General features: G+C 55.7%; 15 protein-coding genes and 1 other annotated feature. Of the genes, 5 read left to right on the plus strand and 10 right to left on the minus strand.

What is annotated here, in order from left to right:
* The first annotated feature begins 120 nt into the window (after positions 1 to 120).
* Together ACMYSK_RS13195 and ybaK are read left to right on the plus strand one after the other, a co-directional pair.
* On the plus strand, positions 121 to 915 hold the full coding sequence (locus ACMYSK_RS13195; protein WP_434635961.1) for a TraB/GumN family protein: 795 nt from the start codon (positions 121 to 123) through the stop codon (positions 913 to 915).
* Positions 916 to 1,116: 201 nt separating this feature from the next.
* Positions 1,117 to 1,596, plus strand: coding sequence for a Cys-tRNA(Pro)/Cys-tRNA(Cys) deacylase YbaK (gene ybaK, locus ACMYSK_RS13200; protein WP_434635962.1), 480 nt, complete (start codon positions 1,117 to 1,119; stop codon positions 1,594 to 1,596).
* A 149-nt stretch (positions 1,597 to 1,745) separates the two neighbouring features.
* Here ybaK and ushA read toward each other — a convergent pair whose 3' ends face one another.
* Positions 1,746 to 3,398 carry a bifunctional UDP-sugar hydrolase/5'-nucleotidase UshA gene (gene ushA / locus ACMYSK_RS13205; protein WP_434635963.1) on the minus strand — a complete coding sequence of 551 codons (1,653 nt, stop codon included), beginning with the start codon at positions 3,396 to 3,398 and terminating at the stop codon, positions 1,746 to 1,748.
* Between the two features lie 163 nt (positions 3,399 to 3,561).
* Here ushA and ACMYSK_RS13210 point away from each other — a divergent pair, with 163 nt between their 5' ends.
* Positions 3,562 to 4,782, plus strand: coding sequence for an MFS transporter (locus ACMYSK_RS13210; protein ID WP_434635964.1), 1,221 nt, complete (start codon positions 3,562 to 3,564; stop codon positions 4,780 to 4,782).
* A gap of 353 nt (positions 4,783 to 5,135) precedes the next feature.
* Entirely contained in the window at positions 5,136 to 6,812 is a 1,677-nt protein-coding gene (gene ybaL, locus ACMYSK_RS13215; protein ID WP_434635965.1) for a YbaL family putative K(+) efflux transporter, read from the plus strand.
* A gap of 93 nt (positions 6,813 to 6,905) precedes the next feature.
* Here the strand turns inward: ybaL and ACMYSK_RS13220 are convergent, their stop codons facing one another.
* The 9 genes from ACMYSK_RS13220 to ACMYSK_RS13260 form a co-directional block, all read right to left on the minus strand.
* Positions 6,906 to 8,210: an inosine/guanosine kinase gene (locus ACMYSK_RS13220; RefSeq protein WP_434635966.1), complete on the minus strand. Its 1,305-nt coding sequence runs from the start codon at positions 8,208 to 8,210 to the stop codon at positions 6,906 to 6,908.
* A gap of 63 nt (positions 8,211 to 8,273) precedes the next feature.
* On the minus strand, positions 8,274 to 9,236 hold the full coding sequence (gene hemH, locus ACMYSK_RS13225) for a ferrochelatase (protein ID WP_434635967.1): 963 nt from the start codon (positions 9,234 to 9,236) through the stop codon (positions 8,274 to 8,276).
* Positions 9,237 to 9,363: 127 nt separating this feature from the next.
* The gene (gene adk / locus ACMYSK_RS13230) at positions 9,364 to 10,008 is read right to left on the minus strand and encodes an adenylate kinase (protein WP_434635968.1); all 645 of its coding nucleotides are present in this window, start codon (positions 10,006 to 10,008) and stop codon (positions 9,364 to 9,366) included.
* 208 nt (positions 10,009 to 10,216) lie between these two features.
* Entirely contained in the window at positions 10,217 to 12,091 is a 1,875-nt protein-coding gene (htpG, locus tag ACMYSK_RS13235) for a molecular chaperone HtpG (protein WP_434635969.1), read from the minus strand.
* A 111-nt stretch (positions 12,092 to 12,202) separates the two neighbouring features.
* Complete coding sequence (recR, locus tag ACMYSK_RS13240) at positions 12,203 to 12,808, minus strand: recombination mediator RecR (protein ID WP_434635970.1); 606 nt, start codon at positions 12,806 to 12,808, stop codon at positions 12,203 to 12,205.
* A complete protein-coding gene (locus ACMYSK_RS13245) occupies positions 12,808 to 13,140 on the minus strand; it encodes a YbaB/EbfC family nucleoid-associated protein (RefSeq protein WP_052283815.1) in 333 nt (110 codons plus the stop codon). The genes recR and ACMYSK_RS13245 overlap by 1 nt, the downstream gene beginning before the upstream one ends.
* Before the next feature lie 57 nt (positions 13,141 to 13,197).
* The gene (dnaX, locus tag ACMYSK_RS13250) at positions 13,198 to 15,114 is read right to left on the minus strand and encodes a DNA polymerase III subunit gamma/tau (protein WP_434635971.1); all 1,917 of its coding nucleotides are present in this window, start codon (positions 15,112 to 15,114) and stop codon (positions 13,198 to 13,200) included.
* Positions 13,804 to 13,868 (minus strand) — a sequence feature (DnaX frameshifting element). Its footprint overlaps the gene before it by 65 nt.
* 289 nt (positions 15,115 to 15,403) lie before the next feature.
* A complete protein-coding gene (gene apt, locus ACMYSK_RS13255) occupies positions 15,404 to 15,955 on the minus strand; it encodes an adenine phosphoribosyltransferase (RefSeq protein WP_004099669.1) in 552 nt (183 codons plus the stop codon).
* Between the two features lie 150 nt (positions 15,956 to 16,105).
* Positions 16,106 to 16,483: a DUF454 family protein gene (locus ACMYSK_RS13260; protein ID WP_434635973.1), complete on the minus strand. Its 378-nt coding sequence runs from the start codon at positions 16,481 to 16,483 to the stop codon at positions 16,106 to 16,108.
* A 69-nt stretch (positions 16,484 to 16,552) separates the two neighbouring features.
* On the opposite strand from ACMYSK_RS13260, the gene priC reads away from it, so the two are divergent.
* The gene (gene priC, locus ACMYSK_RS13265) at positions 16,553 to 17,080 is read left to right on the plus strand and encodes a primosomal replication protein N'' (RefSeq protein WP_434635975.1); all 528 of its coding nucleotides are present in this window, start codon (positions 16,553 to 16,555) and stop codon (positions 17,078 to 17,080) included.
* The last annotated feature ends 14 nt before the right edge of the window (positions 17,081 to 17,094 follow it).

A 17,094-nucleotide genomic window follows, 5' to 3' on the forward strand; every position in this document is an offset into this window, starting at 1 on the left:
GCTGTTATTTTTATAACACCGATAAGAATCTTTCCGCTGTTGACGCAGGCCTGCTGTTGGCTGCCCTTGCGCCACTCTTTCCCACACGCTAGCATGAACGCTTCACACTACGGAGCGCGTATGGGCCTGTTAAACCGGATTAAAATGCTGTGGCGAGCCGCCGTCGGCTCGTCTTATTCCTGGCCTGCATTGGATATTACCCTTCCCGGAGAGCGCTATCTGCATCTGGTCGGCAGTATCCATATGGGCACCCGCGATATGTCTCCCCCTCCCGCCAGACTGCTGAAAAAGATTCAGCAGGCCGACGCCCTCATCGTCGAGGCTGATATTACCGGGAACGAAACGCCCTTCAGTAGCCTGCCCGTCAATCCTCCCTTAAGCGAACGTTTAACCCCGGAGCAGATCGTCGAGCTGGAAGCGCGTGCCGCTGAGCTCGGGCTGTCGACCTCGCTGTTTGACAGCCAGCCGCTCTGGCAGGTCGCGATGGTCTTGCAGGCAACGCAGGCCCAAAAGCTGGGGTTACGCCCGGATTACGGTATCGATTATCAACTGCTGATGGCCGCACGTGAGAGCCACGTACCGGTGATGGAGCTCGAAGGAACCGAGAGCCAGATAGCGCTGCTGCGCGATCTCCCGGATGGCGGGCTGGCACTGCTGGAAGATACGCTAACCCACTGGCGCACAAACGCACGTCTTTTGCAGGTGATGATCGGCTGGTGGCTTGAGCAGCCGCCCGCCAAAGGGGCGACCACGTTACCCACGACTTTTAGCCAGTCGCTGTACGATGTGCTCATGCACCAGCGTAACCAGGCGTGGCGAGAGACGCTGCTGGCGCTGCCACCGGGGCGCTATGTTGTCGCCGTCGGGGCGCTGCATTTATACGGTGAAGGGAATCTGCCTGATATGCTGACGTAAAAAAATGGCCAATATTTCTATTGGCCCGTCAAAGAGGAATTTCATCATTATTATTATCCCGGAATTTGCATTCCGGATCGTTCGATTGTCGCTCAAAGTGACCATCACTGCCAATACTATTGCGCAAGATGGTACTATTTTTTACACATTCAACAGGCGTATGCTGACTGCACGTAAGATCGGTTGGTAAGAAGGATAAGTATGACTCCCGCCGTTAAGTTACTCGAAAAAAACAAAATCGCTTTTAAGATCCACAGCTACGATCACGATCCCAGCGAAACCAACTTCGGTGATGAAGTGGTGCGTAAACTGGGGCTGAACGCAGATCAGGTTTACAAGACGCTGCTGGTCGCGGTCAACGGGGATATGAAGCATCTGGCCGTAGCGGTGACGCCCGTTGCCGGGCAGCTGGATTTGAAAAAGGTGGCCAAAGCCCTGGGGGCAAAGAAGGTGGATATGGCCGATCCCATGGTAGCCCAACGTACGACGGGCTACCTGGTCGGCGGAATCAGCCCACTTGGGCAGAAGAAACGGCTACCCACGCTGATTGATGCTCCGGCGCAGGCATTTGACGCTATCTATATTTCTGGCGGCAAGCGCGGGCTGGATATTGAGCTGGCAGCCAGCGATTTAGCAAAAATTCTCGATGCCAAATTCGCCGACATCGCCCGCCGCGATTAACCTGCAGTCAGCGCCCATGAACCGATAATCAGTGCTGGCACATGCGCCCCTCCCCGGAGGCGGCGCGATGCGCCTGTCCGGGCTACAGGCTACCATTCTGCCTGTACGTAGCCCGGTCAGCGGAGCGTCACCGGGGAGCGCCTCACGCGTTACTGCCAGCTCACCTCGCCTTTCGGCTCATAAGCGGCCGCGTCCAGCGGTGAATTCTTCTGGATATACTCTTTCAGCACTTCGGCATCGATAAAACCGGTGTTCACATAACCCGGTTTGCTGTCGATAAGCGGATAGCCGTCACCACCTGTGCCGTTGAAGCTCAACGTCGCCATACGGTAGGTCTTCGCCGGATCGACCGCTTCGCCTTTGATTTTCAAATCATTCAGCTTGCCGTCTTTCGCCACAAAGCTGACGTTGGCGAACTGCGGATAGGCGCCGGAGTCCGGTTTCATCTGCGCCACGGCGGTCAGATATTCCGTCACTTCCTTGCCGCTCATGTCGACATACACCAACACGTTTCCGAACGGCTGCACCTTCATCACATCCTTATAGGTAATGTCCCCGGCTTCGATGGAGTCACGAATACCGCCGCCGCTCATCACGGCAAAATCAGCATTACTGCGCGCCATTTGCGCCGCCAGCAGCAAACGGCCCATATTGGTCTGAACAAAACGAACCTTGCTACGATCGCCTTCAAGATGCCCGTTCACGCTGCCAATCTTGACCTGCAGCTGCGCTTTGCCTTTATTCTGGAACGGCGTCAGCAGCGACAGCATCTGCGGGTTTTCCGGGATTTGCGGCGTATAGAGCACGCGCTCGCTCTGACCGTTATCGTAGGTCACTTTCTTCTTCAGGTTGACCGGGATCAGCTGATAGTGCACCAGCTTCATCTCACCGTTACGGAACTCAAAATCCGCGCGGCCGACGTATTTTCCCCACTCATGGGCCTGAACAATCCAGATCCCGTTTTGTTTGTCCGGTGCGCACGGCGTGCCCGGTACGTAATCAACCTGTTTTTTATTCTCTGATGCCATACAAACCGGATCCTGCGAATGCCCACCGACGATCATCGCCAGCGATCCCGCGGGCAGGCTGCGCGCCATTTCGACATCACCCGGGGCGTTAGAGCCATGATTACCGTTGTCATAGTGGCCCATGTGGGTGGTTGCCAGAATCACATCCGGTTTTTCGTTCTGCTGCAGCTCCTGGATAACCAGTTTGGCCTCGTCCGCCGGTTTGCGGAATTCGATATCGGTGAAATACTCCGGGTTGCCTATCTTCGCCGTGTCATCGGTGGTTAAGCCAATGACGGCAATTTTTAATCCCCCGCGTTTAAACAGCGCCCACGGTTTAAACAGACGCTCGCCGGTGCTTTTTTGGTAAATATTGGCGGAGAGGAACGGGAACTTAGACAGTTTTTCTTGCTGGCGCAGCACGCTGAGCGGGTTATCAAACTCGTGGTTGCCCACCGCCATCGCATCATAACCAATCAGGTTCATGCCGCGAAAATCAGGCTCTGCATCCAGTAAATCCGATTCCGGCACGCCGGTATTAATATCCCCACCGGATAACAGCAACACGCTGCCACCCTCAGCGGCAACGTCTTTGCGAATACCGTCCACCAGCGTTTTTTGCGCCGCCAAACCGTATTCGCCGTAATCATTACGCCAGAAATGACCATGGTGGTCGTTGGTATGCAGGATAGTGATTTTATAGGTTTTGTCCTGCTCATAAGCTTGTACAGATAAACTTCCCAGCGACAACGCGGCGAATAGCCCCAGCGCCACCGCCCGTTTTAAAAAATGCATTTTTCTCTCCCTGACTCAATAAACAAGTGTCGAAAGTATAGCGAGTTACGCCGTCAGACAAATATGTTTTCCGAATTGAGACTTCCTTCAAACCTGAGTGGCAGGTATGTTAGTCAGATAATAATTCCACCTGCATCCACAATAACATTCTCTAAGTGATCCTATGGCGACGAATCAGACCGTTCAACCCTTATCCGGCCCCGCTGCTGCGCCGCAAAAAGCACGCACTTCGTTTGGTATTCTGGGCGCAATCAGCCTTTCCCATTTACTGAACGATATGATCCAGTCGCTGATTCTGGCGATTTACCCGCTGCTACAGTCTGAGTTTTCTCTGACCTTCGTACAGATTGGGATGATCACCCTCACCTTCCAGCTGGCCTCCTCGCTGCTGCAACCGGTGGTCGGCTACTGGACCGATAAACACTCTATGCCATGGTCGCTGCCAGTCGGCATGTGCTTCACTCTCTGCGGCCTGGTTTTACTGGCGCTGGCGGGTAGTTTCGGCATGGTCCTGCTCGCCGCCGCGCTGGTGGGTACCGGCTCTTCGGTGTTCCACCCGGAATCTTCGCGCGTGGCGCGTATGGCCTCCGGCGGCCGTCACGGGCTGGCGCAGTCACTGTTCCAGGTCGGCGGTAACTTTGGTAGCTCTCTGGGTCCACTGCTGGCGGCAGTGATTATCGCCCCTTACGGCAAAGGCAACGTTGCGTGGTTCGTCCTGGCCGCGCTGCTGGCCATCGTCGTGCTGTCACAAATCAGCCGCTGGTATGCCGCTCAGCATCGGATGAATAAGGGTAAACCTAAGACCGTCGTCGCCAGTCCGCTGCCGAAAAATAAGGTTATCCTTGCAATTGGCATCCTGCTGATGCTGATTTTCTCGAAATATTTCTATATGGCGAGCATCAGCAGCTATTACACCTTTTATCTGATGCATAAATTCGGATTGTCGATCCAGAATGCGCAGATCCATCTGTTTATTTTCCTGTTTGCCGTTGCCGCAGGAACGGTGATTGGTGGGCCTGTTGGCGATAAGATTGGGCGTAAATATGTAATTTGGGGCTCTATCCTCGGTGTTGCACCCTTTACCCTTGTTTTACCGTATGCCACGCTGGAATGGACGGGGATTTTGACCATGATTATTGGATTTATCCTCGCATCGGCATTTTCAGCCATCCTGGTCTATGCCCAGGAGCTGTTACCGGGGCGTATCGGCATGGTTTCCGGCCTGTTTTTCGGTTTCGCATTTGGCATGGGAGGCCTCGGAGCCGCTGTGCTGGGGCTGTTAGCGGACCATACCAGTATTGAGCTGGTCTATAAAATCTGTGCTTTCCTGCCACTTCTCGGCATATTGACGATATTCCTTCCTGACAATCGCCAAAAGTCCTGATTATCCGGCGGCTAAAGTGAAACTTTGGTCGCCGCAATCCCTTACCCCATCAGCACTCCTTCCCATTACCTGCCGTTGTTTTCCTATCTGTGCTTTTTTGCGGGCTAATTCCAGTTTTCTGCATAATTCAACAATTATTCATAAACAAAACAGCTAAAACTGTCATAAACTATTACTCGGTTTTTTAGGTTTATACGCAAAATCATTCGGGTTAGTTCAAAGCAGCGGGCGAGTCACTCCCCAGGCGCATAGTTCCCCTATACGACTGAGATAAACGCGCAAAGCGGACGCCGAGGCGCCTGATGGATGCAGTGCCTGAAAATGGATTGGCTCACCACATGCAAGGAGACGGAATGCACCACGCAACACCGCTTATCACCACCATTGTCGGTGGGCTCGTACTCGCTTTTATTTTCGGCATGATAGCCAATAAGCTGCGTATTTCGCCATTGGTGGGATATTTATTAGCCGGCGTGTTATCCGGACCCTTTACTCCCGGCTTCGTTGCCGATACTAAGCTGGCACCGGAACTGGCAGAGCTGGGCGTCATATTGCTGATGTTTGGCGTCGGTCTGCACTTCTCCTTAAAGGATTTGATGGCGGTAAAGTCGATCGCCATTCCCGGAGCGATTGCCCAGATAGCCGTGGCAACGCTGCTGGGTATGGCGCTTTCCGCCCTGCTGGGCTGGTCGCTGATGACCGGCATCGTATTTGGCCTGTGTCTCTCTACCGCCAGTACCGTGGTGCTGCTGCGCGCGTTAGAAGAACGGCAGCTTATTGATAGCCAGCGAGGGCAAATCGCCATCGGTTGGTTGATCGTCGAAGATTTGGTGATGGTTCTGACGCTGGTTCTGCTGCCGGCCGTCGCCGGTATGACGGAGAAAGGCGATGTGGGCCTGGCGTCGCTGGCGGTCGATATGGGGATCACCATCGGTAAAGTGATCGCCTTTATCGCCATTATGATGCTGGTAGGCCGTCGCCTGGTACCGTGGATTATGTCCCGCAGCGCCGCCACCGGCTCCCGGGAACTGTTTACCCTGTCGGTTCTGGCCCTGGCTCTCGGGATCGCCTTCGGTGCCGTTGAACTGTTCGATGTCTCGTTTGCGCTCGGCGCATTTTTCGCCGGAATGGTGCTGAATGAATCTGAACTCAGCCACCGCGCCGCGCACGATACGCTGCCGCTGCGCGATGCGTTCGCCGTGTTGTTCTTTGTCTCAGTCGGTATGCTGTTCGACCCGATGATCCTGCTGGAGCAGCCGCTGGCGGTGCTGGCTACGCTGGCCATCATTATTTTCGGTAAGTCGGTGGTCGCCTTTTTCCTTGTGCGAATGTTTGGCCACTCGCCGCGCACCGCGCTGACCATCGCCGCCAGCCTTGCGCAGATCGGTGAGTTCGCCTTTATTCTTGCCGGGCTCGGAATGGCGCTGAATCTGCTGCCGCAGGCCGGGCAAAATCTGGTCCTGGCCGGGGCGATTATTTCAATCATGCTAAACCCGGTACTTTTCGCTCTGCTGGAAAAATACCTCGATAAAACCGAAACGCTGGATGAGCAAACTTTCGAAGAAGTGCTTGAAGAAGAGAAGCAGATTCCTGTCGATATTTGCAACCACGCGCTGCTGGTGGGCTTTGGTCGCGTCGGCAGCCTGATGGGCGAGAAGCTGATGGCGAAGGGGATCCCGCTGGTGGTTATCGAAACGTCGCGTACCCGTGTCGATGAGCTACGCGCACGCGGCATTCGGGCGGTGCTGGGCAATGCGGCAAATGAAGAGATCATGAATCTGGCGCATCTGGACTGCGCCCGCTGGCTGCTGCTGACCATTCCTAACGGCTATGAGGCAGGAGAAATCGTCGCATCCGCCCGTGAGAAATGCCCGAATATTGAGATTATCGCCCGGGCGCACTATGACGATGAAGTGGATTATATTACCGAACGCGGGGCAAATCAGGTGGTGATGGGCGAGCGCGAAATCGCCCGTGCGATGCTGCTGTTGCTGGAAACGCCGCCGGCGGGTGAAGTGGTCACCGGGTAATTCCGCGCCGGATGGAGCCTCTTAAGCATCACGAGGCTCCACTGCGCTTTTCATTGCTACCGTTTGCCCCTCTCACGAGGGGAACACGTGGGATTAACGCTCCCAGTATGCCTCTTCCAGGCTATCTTCTCGCTCCGGCAGACCGCGGGTTAAACGCGGAGAATGCTGATTCAATACCTGATAGCTCACGCGGTTCGCGTATTTACACACCTGCGCCAGCGACGAGTAGGTCAGCCACTTGCATTTGTGCTTGCTGGAGTTCGGGACGTTATTCCGGTGATAGTTATTGGCGGTGATATCATGCAGCAGCGCCGCCAGCGCACCGTCGCCTGCGCCGTTGGTATTCATGATTTTCTCAGGGCCGCCCATATACGGCGCGATATGCGAGTAAATCCGCAGGGGATTCGCGCAATCCTGATGACGCATTGCACGGCTGAACTCAAACTGGTTGAATTCGGCAATCGCCCCCGGCAGCAGCGGATGCTGAGTTTTACGTTTGGCATCCTCTTCCGTGAAGCTGGCCATATACAGACCCGCAGGCCCGGCGGTACACAGCACCAGATCGACCCACTCCAGCGCCTTATCTGAGGCCAGTAGCGGATCGGACAGTCCGGTCAGCGCTTCGGCCTCCTCTTCGTTCATCGCCAGAATGGAGACGTGCTCCTTAAGGAACTGCTGCCACCATTGCGGGTTGTCGGCAATCACATACTTCGTTCCCAGCGTCAGCACCACGGGCACATCATGCTTTTTGGCATATTCGATGGCTTTCATCGTCGCATCCGGCATCGGTTCGCCGGGCTTGCAGCGCACCAGATACGAGGTCAGTACCAGCGCAGAAGCACCGGCAATCACCTCTTCCGGAATACTTTCCGGGCGCAGCTTATTCATATGGCCCGGACTGATAGCAAAGGTTCGTTCGCCCGTATCGCTAATCAGGGTAAAACAGCGGCCGATTGCTCCGTCCACTCCTTGCAGATAGTTCAGATCAGTACGGCTTGAGGTATTGCACAGATAACGATAGGCGTACCCGCCGATTTCGATGTTACTGCACATGACGCCCAGCAATACCGAACGGTCATCCGCCAGCACGGAATAGTTGTGCATGGTATTGCCAATAGTGCCACCGGCAAACTGGTGGGTAATCAAATTATCCCGCACCAGCTCCTGATAGAGCGCCTCGGCAATATCATCGTCAATAACCAGGGAATGGCCGGCACTCAAGCCGTAGCGCACGATAAACGCCTCATCTACTTTCGCTTCGATATCGACCAGCGTTTGATCGATACCGACCACCCACGCGACGTTAGATTCATTTTCAGGCTGCGTCTGTTGCAACAGCGGATCGCGGGCATTCACAGGGAAGTAGTGTTTGGATTTACGTTTACCGGGAAATTTCATAGTGGCGATTTAGTGACAGGGAACAAGCGGGGAATAATAGCATATTCCCCCTGCTGCACACGATTAGCGATAAGGCGCCGTCAGCTTCACCATCATTTCAATATGTGCCTCGTCCGCGTTGAGCGCCGGGATATATTCATACTTCTGCCCGCCGGCCTCGAGGAAGATTTCCCGGTTCTGAACGGCAATCTCCTCCAGCGTTTCCAGACAATCCGCCGCAAAGCCCGGGCAGATGACCTGAATATGCTTCACGCCTTTCTCACCTGACATTTTCAATGTTTCGTCGGTATAAGGCGTCAGCCACGGCTCGCGGCCAAAGCGCGACTGGAAGGTCATCATGACGCGATCCGGCGAAAGCCCCAGCGCTGAAACCAGCTCACGGGTGGTATCACGGCAGCGCTGCGGGTAATCATCCCCTTCGTGGGCAAAACGCTGAGGAATACCGTGATATGAGAGCAGCAGTACATCCGGTTCACCGTGTATGGCAAACGACGCGCGAACGCTGGCGGCCAGCGCAGCGATGTAGCTGGCGTCGTCGGCATAATCGCGAATAAAGGAAACGCCGGGGATCGCCCGTTTTTTAGCGAGGATCCTCGCCAGCTCATCCCACACCGCCGCGACGGTAGAGCAGGAGTATTGCGGATACAGCGGCAGCACCACGATATGGTCAACGTCCTGCGCCAGCAGTTCGTCCACCGCGCTTTCCAGCGCAGGCGAGCCGTAGCTCATACCTAAGACAACCGGCGTATCGGGTAGACGGGCGGCCAGCGCCTGCTGCTGTCGACGGCTGTAAACCATCAGCGGCGAGCCCTCTTCCATCCACACGGACTGATAAAGTTTCGCCACCCTCGGGGCGCGCAGGGGCAGTATCACACCGCGCAGAAGCGGCCACCACAGCAGCCGGGGCGTATCAACCACCCGCTTATCGCTGAGAAATTGTCGCAGATAGCGCTTCACCGCGTCGGGCGTGGGCGCATCGGGAGTGCCTAAGTTGGCTAACAAGATACCTGTTTTCGTCTGATGCATTACCGCCTCTTAACCATTTGAATCGCTGACAATTGTAGCTGAAATGGCGCTAAACGGAACCAATCAAAGAAAAAGGTAGAATGAGAGGTGTTCTCATCCTGCCACGGCAGGATGAGAACCAACGGGATTAACCGAGGATTTTTTCCAGTTCAGCACGCACTTCGGAAACGGCTTTAGTACCGTCCACCTTCGCGTATTGCGTGTTGCCCGCTTCAGCTTCTTTCTGATAGTAACCGATCAGCGGAGCCGTCATCTGATGATATTCCACCAGACGCTTACGTACGGTCTCTTCCTGGTCATCTTTACGGGTGCTCAGCTCTTCGCCGGTCACGTCGTCTTTACCTTCAACCTTCGGCGGGTTGAATTTGATGTGGTAAACGCGACCGGAAGCCGCGTGCACGCGACGCCCAATGATACGGTCAACGATCAGGTCATCCGGTACAGCAAATTCCAGGACGTAGTCAACGGCGATGCCCGCTTCTTTCATGGCATCAGCCTGCGGAATCGTGCGCGGGAAACCGTCGAGCAGGAAACCGTTACGGCAATCTTCCTGAGTGATACGCTCTTTAACCAGCGCAATAACCAGTTCATCGGTTACCAGCTTGCCGGCGTCCATAATATCTTTCGCCTGTTTACCCAGCTCGGAGCCAGATTTTACCGCGGCACGCAGCATGTCACCGGTAGAGATTTGCGGAATTCCGTATTTCTCCATGATGAACTGAGCCTGAGTTCCTTTACCCGCGCCCGGAGCGCCAAGCAGAATAATACGCATTACGAAAATCCCCTCAAAAGTCGATTCAATTTTTCAAAAACGCTAAACCATACCACCAGAACGCAGATGGCTCAAGGAAGGCGAAGCGGCTGAAACGGTTAATGGAGGGTTTATTTTGCCTGAAAGGCGGATTTTAGGCGATCGGAGGGGCGTCCTCACCGGCCCATGCGCTTTACGGGCGGGCCGGTGAGGACAAACAACAAAAAGATTAGGAAGCCAGCAGCTGGTTCATGCGGCGAATAAACTGGTTAGGATCTTCCAGCGTACCGCGCTCAGCCAGCAGGGCCTGATCGAGCAGCAGCTCAACCCATTCGCTGAACCGGGCCTCGTCCTGCGTATCCGCCGTGCGTTTGACCAGCGGATGGGTCGGGTTCAGTTCAAAGATATACTTCACTTCCGGCGCAGACTGGCCCGCAGCGGCAAACAGCTTCGCCATCTGGGTGCTCATTTCGTCCGCATCGGTAGTGACAATTGCTGGCGTATCGGTCAGACGGTGCGTCAGACGGACCTCTTTCACCCGTTCGCCCAGCAGGGTTTTCACGCGATCGACAAACGGCTCCAGCGCCTTCTCCGCTTCTTTAGTGCTTTCGTCGACTTCATCCGCCAGCTTATCCAGCGACTCATCGACTTTCGCCACCGACTGGAACGCTTTACCATCGAATTCGGTCAGGTAGCTCATCATCCACTCGTCGATACGATCCGACAGCAGCAGCACTTCGATGCCTTTCTTACGCAGCAGCTCAAGGTGCGGGCTGCTCTTCGCAGCGGCATAGCTGTCTGCGGTGATGTAGTAAATCTTCTCCTGCCCTTCTTTCATGCGGGAGACATACTCGTCCAGCGACACGGTCTGCGCGGAAGAATCGGTATGGGTGGAGGCAAAACGCAGCAGCTTCGCGATAGTCTGCTGATTTGCACTGTCTTCCGCCGGGCCTTCCTTCAGTGCCAGACCAAACTGCTGCCAGAAGGTCTGATATTTTTCTGCATCCTCTTTTGCCAGTTTTTCCAGCATCTGCAGCGCGCGTTTGGTCAGTGCGGAACGCAGATTACGGGTAACGTTGCTGTCCTGCAGAATCTCACGCGATACGTTCAGCGGCAGATCGTTGGAGTCAACGAGGCCGCGAACAAAGCGCAGGTAGTTCGGCATAAACTGCTCGGCTTCATCCATGATAAAGACGCGCTGAACGTATAGCTTCAGGCCGTGTTTGTGATCGCGGTTCCACATATCCCACGGTGCCTGGGACGGGATGTACAGCAGGCTGGTGTACTCCTGCTTCCCTTCCACGCGGTTGTGGCTCCAGGTCAGCGGGTCGCTGTAGTCGTGCGCAATATGCTTATAGAACTCGTTGTATTCGTCGTCTTTAATTTCCGACTTATTACGGGTCCACAGCGCCTGGGCCTTGTTGATTTTCTCCCAGGAGATAACGGTTTCGCCATCAACTTCTTCGCGTTTTTCAATCTCTACCGGCAGCGCGATATGATCGGAGTATTTGCTGATGATCGAACGCACACGCCAGTCATTGAGGAAATCATCTTCACCTTCACGCAGGTGCAGAGTAATTTCGGTGCCGCGATCGGCTTTGGTGATATCGGCAACGGTGTAGTCGCCTTCGCCGGCAGATTCCCAGAACACGCCATTTTCCGCGCTATCGCCCGCAGCGCGAGTGCGCACGGTAACTTTATCCGCCACGATAAACGCTGAGTAGAAACCAACGCCAAACTGGCCGATCAGCTGGCTGTCTTTCGCCTGATCGGAACCCATCGACTCGAGGAAGGATTTCGTCCCGGACTTTGCAATTGTCCCGAGATGATCGATCACTTCTTCGCGGTTCATCCCGATACCGTTATCGGCGATGGTCAACGTGCGATTGTCTTTGTCAAAAGAGACGCGCACGCGCAGCTCGCCGTCGCCTTCATACAGATCCGGCTGGGACAGTGCGCGGAAACGCAGCTTGTCGGCCGCATCGGAGGCGTTAGAAATAAGCTCACGCAGGAAAATTTCTTTATTGGAATAAAGAGAATGGATCATCAGGTGCAGAAGCTGTTTTACTTCTGACTGAAAACCACGAGTTTCTTGTCCTTTCATCTAAATCAACCTCAACAATGCCATTGTTAATGGTAAAAAAACCGTTGAAGGGGAAATGGGGACGGGAGGGGATATTTTCAAGCGGAGGCCCCAAAAAGCGCCTCCGTTTGGTTAAAAACGAATCTTGTGTCGCCCGGCGAGAGAATGCGACAGCGTGGTGCCGTCAACCATCTCCAGTTCACCACCTACCGGCACGCCGTGGGCGATACGGCTGGCTTCTACGCCATACTGAGCGCAAAGCTCGGCAATGTAGTTCGCGGTTGCTTCCCCTTCCACCGTCGGGTTGGTGGCGAGGATCACTTCCTGCATCGATTCGTCGCGCAGTCGCTGCTCCAGACGATCGAGCCCGATATCATCCGGCCCGATGCCGTCAAGCGGCGACAGATGGCCCATCAGGACAAAGTAGCGACCGGAAAACTGCCCGGTCTGCTCAATGGCGTAGATGTCCGCAGGGCTTTCCACTACGCAGAGCTGCCCGTTTTCACGACGCCGCGGGTTGCTGCAAATATTGCACACTTCCTGCTCGGTGAAAGTGCGGCAATCGGCACAGTGGCCGATTTCCGACATCGCGCGCGTCAGTGACTGCGCCAGACGCATCCCGCCGCTACGATCGCGCTGAAGAAGCGTAAACGCCATGCGCTGCGCTGACTTCGGACCCACGCCCGGCAGGCAGCGCAATGCTTCCATAAGCTGAGTTAACAGCGGGCTGGTTTGCATCAGAACGGCATCTTAAAGCCAGGCGGCAGCTGCATACCGGAGGAGACGGAAGCCATCTTCTCTTTCTGGGTCTCGTCAATACGGCGTGCCGCATCGTTGAACGCCGCAGCCACGAGGTCTTCCAGCATATCTTTGTCGTCTTCCAGCAGGCTCGGATCAATCTCCACGCGACGGCAGTTATGGGCGCCGTTGATGGTCACTTTAACCAGACCAGCACCGGATTCGCCGGTCACTTCCAGCTGCGCGATCTCTTCCTGCATTTTCTGCATTTTGTCTTGCATCTGCTGGGCCTGTTTCATCAGGTTACCCAGGCCGCCTTTTCCACCAAACATAGGCTTCTCTCTCAGTAAGTCATCGTTAAGGATGCTGACCGCAAGTCAAACTTGCAATCAAATGGGGCGAATACTCTCTTCATCCAGATCTGCATCGAAAAACCGGCGCAGCGTCTGAATGTTGTTATCCGCAATAATCGCTTCGCGCGCTTGCGCGAGCTTCTCTTCATAAATTGCCTGCCGCCACTCCAGCGGCGTGCGCATCGCAGGATTATCGTCTTCCACGATGGTCAATTCAACCGGTGAACCGTACAACACGCCCAGCGCTTCGGCCAGCTTTTGCTGTGCGCCAGCAGAATTGAGATGCCGCTGGCTCGGGCGCAGATGCAGACAGACACGGTTACCGTCCTGCTCTTTCCACGCGTTTAGCGCCACCTGCTCTACCAGTTTCGGCACCGCAAGCTGGTTAACCTCTGCCGCCCAGCCGTCGCGCTCAACCGCTTCAAGCGCCAGCTTGGCCGCCAGCTCAGGCGTTTTTTCATGCTCCAGCGCTTTCTTCAGCGCTTTCGGCGTCGCGACCTCTTCTTTCACCGTTTCGACAATCGTCGTCGCTTTCCAGCGATAGGCTTCTTTTTTGGCCGGAACTTTTTCCTGTACCGCCGCGGCGGCAGGACGAGCCTGCACGCGCTCGGTTATCGAACTCAGACGCTCCAGCGCAGCGTTATTCACCGGCCGCGCGCGGGATGCGGCTGCCGGTTCACTCTTTTTTGGGGTGGGTGCTCCCTGATTACGCTGTAGCTGACTGCGTGCCGCCAGTACCTGACTGGTGGTCTGCGGCAAATTCGGCGGCGGTTGCTGAGCGACCGGCGGAGCGGATGCCTGGGCCGCCGACATCGGCGCAGCCGGGGTCGCCTGCACCGGCTTCACCTCGGGTTCCGGCAGCGGCGCTTGCGGATGGAATGCCAGCGCACGCAGCAGCGTCATTTCCACACCCATACGCCGATCCGGCGCATACGGCAGCTCTTTGCGGCCAATCAGGAGTGTCTGATAGTACAATTGTACATCGGCGGGCGGCACGGTGCGCGCAAGTTCACGCATCCGCAGCTCCACCGCAGCCATATCGGCACCCAGCGCCGAGGGAGAGAGCTGAACCATCGCAATCCGGTGCAGCAGGCTCTGCATTTCAACCAGCAGCGCTTCCCACTCAACGCCGCGGGAGGCCGCTTCGTTCACGCCGGCCATGACGCGTTCGCCATCAGCCGCCACCAGCGCTTCAATCAACGAAAGCGCCTGATCGTCGTCGAGGGTGCCGAGCATGGAACTGACCGACTCAGCCGTCAGACGGCCATCGCCGCTGGCAATCGCCTGATCGGTCAGGCTTAAGGCATCGCGCAGGCTACCGTCCGCTGCGCGCGACAGCAGTTGCAGCGCGCGGGATTCAAAGGCAATCTGCTCTTCGCCGAGAATATGTTCAAGCTGATGACGGATCTGTTCGACATCCAGCGCCTTCAGATGAAACTGCAGGCAGCGCGACAGGATCGTCACCGGCAGCTTCTGCGGATCGGTGGTTGCCAGCAGGAATTTGACGTGCGCAGGCGGCTCCTCGAGCGTTTTTAATAACGCGTTGAAGCTGTGGCGCGACAGCATGTGGACTTCGTCGATCAGATAGACCTTAAAGCGACCACGAGCCGGTGCATACTGGACGTTATCCAGCAGGTCACGGGTGTCTTCGACTTTGGTACGGGAAGCGGCATCGATCTCAATCAGATCGACAAAGCGCCCCTGTTCTATTTCGCGGCAATTATCGCAAACGCCGCACGGCGTGGCGGTAATGCCGGTTTCACAGTTCAACCCTTTTGCGAGCAAACGTGCGATGGAGGTTTTCCCCACGCCGCGGGTGCCGGAAAAGAGATAAGCGTGATGAATGCGCCCTAACGATAAGCCGTTCGCCAGTGCGGTCAGCACATGTTCCTGGCCGACGACGTCAGCAAAGGTTTGTGGGCGCCATTTACGGGCTAAGACCTGATAACTCATGGGCTGGCTCTGAAACGCTGGAAGGTGAAATCACGAGGGGGTCATGCTATCACAGCCCCGCCCGATCGGCGAGGCTATGTATCTGGAAATGCTTCGAGCCTGTCCCCGTAGACGTCATTGGCGCAGGCAGTTTGAACACGGACAGCGCTTCGATCCCGGAGCGTACACGCAGTACGTGAGGATTGACTCGCCACCGGCCCCACTGAAGGGCGTTCAAAATACTTCCGTATTTCGTCGAGCATTAGCCAGGTTCAACATGACAAGCAAAATAGTCTAACGCGCCAGGCTCTTAGTGGCCCGGGAAAGGAACCAGGCTATAGCAATTGATGCCTAATTTTTCCAGACGCTGCTCGCCACCCAGATCGAACAGATTGATAATGAAGGCCGCATCATGCACTTCACCGCCCAGACGACGGATCAGCTTCACGGTTGCGTCAATGGTGCCGCCGGTCGCCAGCAGATCGTCAACGACGAGAACTTTATCGCCCTCTTTGATCGCGTCGACATGAATTTCCAGCTGATCGGTGCCGTATTCGAGCTCGTAGCTCTCGGCAATGGTTTCACGCGGCAGCTTACGGGGCTTACGTACCGGCACAAAGCCCACACCCAACGCCAGCGCAACCGGGGCGCCAAACAGGAAACCACGCGCTTCGGTCCCAACCACCTTGGTAATACCCGCGTCTTTATAACGCTCGGCCAGAAGTTCAATGCTGAGCGCATAGGCTTTCGGGTCTTCCAGTAAGCTGGTGACATCACGGAAAAGGATGCCAGGCTTCGGGTAGTCCTGGATGCTTTGGATGCTGTTCTTCAGATATTCAAGCTGCTGTGCTGTTGCGGTCATAAGTTTATGCCTGATTAAAACAGTGTTACTCACGGGCGTACAAAATGGGCCAAAGAAACATTTGTTCAACCTTTGACCAGGCATGCCCGCGCTCGAAAACGCCAGAATTTACTGTCTGTCAGCGACAATTGCAACCTTCATTATTGCGCATCAGTGCTTTTGTTGCTTTGCATCAACCACCGGAATGCGCCACATAAATATCAGCAGGCAGGCCAGAATCACCAGCAGCAAAATACGAACCCACGTAAGCTTAACCAGCCACAGTGACAAGGCAAAGGTCAGCAGGATCATCACTATCGCCCGCGGCTTTGCGCCGGGCGGCATCGCGCGGTATTGCTGCCAGTGGCGAAGATAGCCGCCAAACCAGGAGCGATACAGCAGCCAGTGGTGAAAGCGCGGTGATGAACGGGCAAAACACCAGGCCGCAAGCAGAATAAACGGCGTGGTGGGCAATAAAGGCAAAAAGACGCCCAGCGTCCCCAGCGCTACCGCCAGCCAGCCAATGATGATTAAAATAATACGTGGCATAATGCGAATCGTTATCAAGCAGATATGGCTACTGTAGCACAGTTGTTTATCAGGGTAGGGAGGAGTTATTTGAAAACAACCCGGCTTTTACAAACGCTGGAAAATCAGCTGGCCCAGCTGGCGGCAGAGGTTGCACCGCTGGCTCATCATGCTACGCTCAGCGCCCGTTTCGACCGCCAGCTGTTCCGCACTCGCAGCACGTTGATGCAGGCTTATCTCGATGAGGCCCGGCAGAATTTTGCCGATCTACAACAGGCCGTCGCCAGTCAGCAGCTTCCGCAGGTTGCCTGGCTGGCGGAGCGGCTGGTTGCACAAATCGCCGCCCTCAGCAGAGAGTCGGCAACCTGGTCGCTACGCAGTTGGGACAGCGCCTCGCCCGGGCTGAACCGCTGGCAGCGGCGGCGACTACAGCATCAGGAATATGAGCGCCGCCTGCTGGCGATGCGAAACGATCGCCAGCGTCAGTTGGCTCAGGCGACCACGTTTGAAGAACAGCAGCGGCTGGCGAAAGAGGTGGACGTCTGTGCCGGGCGTTTAGCACGCTGTCGCGATGCGCTGGAAAAAATAGAAGGCGTGCTGGCACGCATAACGCGCTAACAGAGGGAATAACG

This window comes from Klebsiella sp. I138 (genome assembly GCF_051131765.1).
Classification (GTDB): Bacteria; Pseudomonadota; Gammaproteobacteria; order Enterobacterales; family Enterobacteriaceae; genus Klebsiella.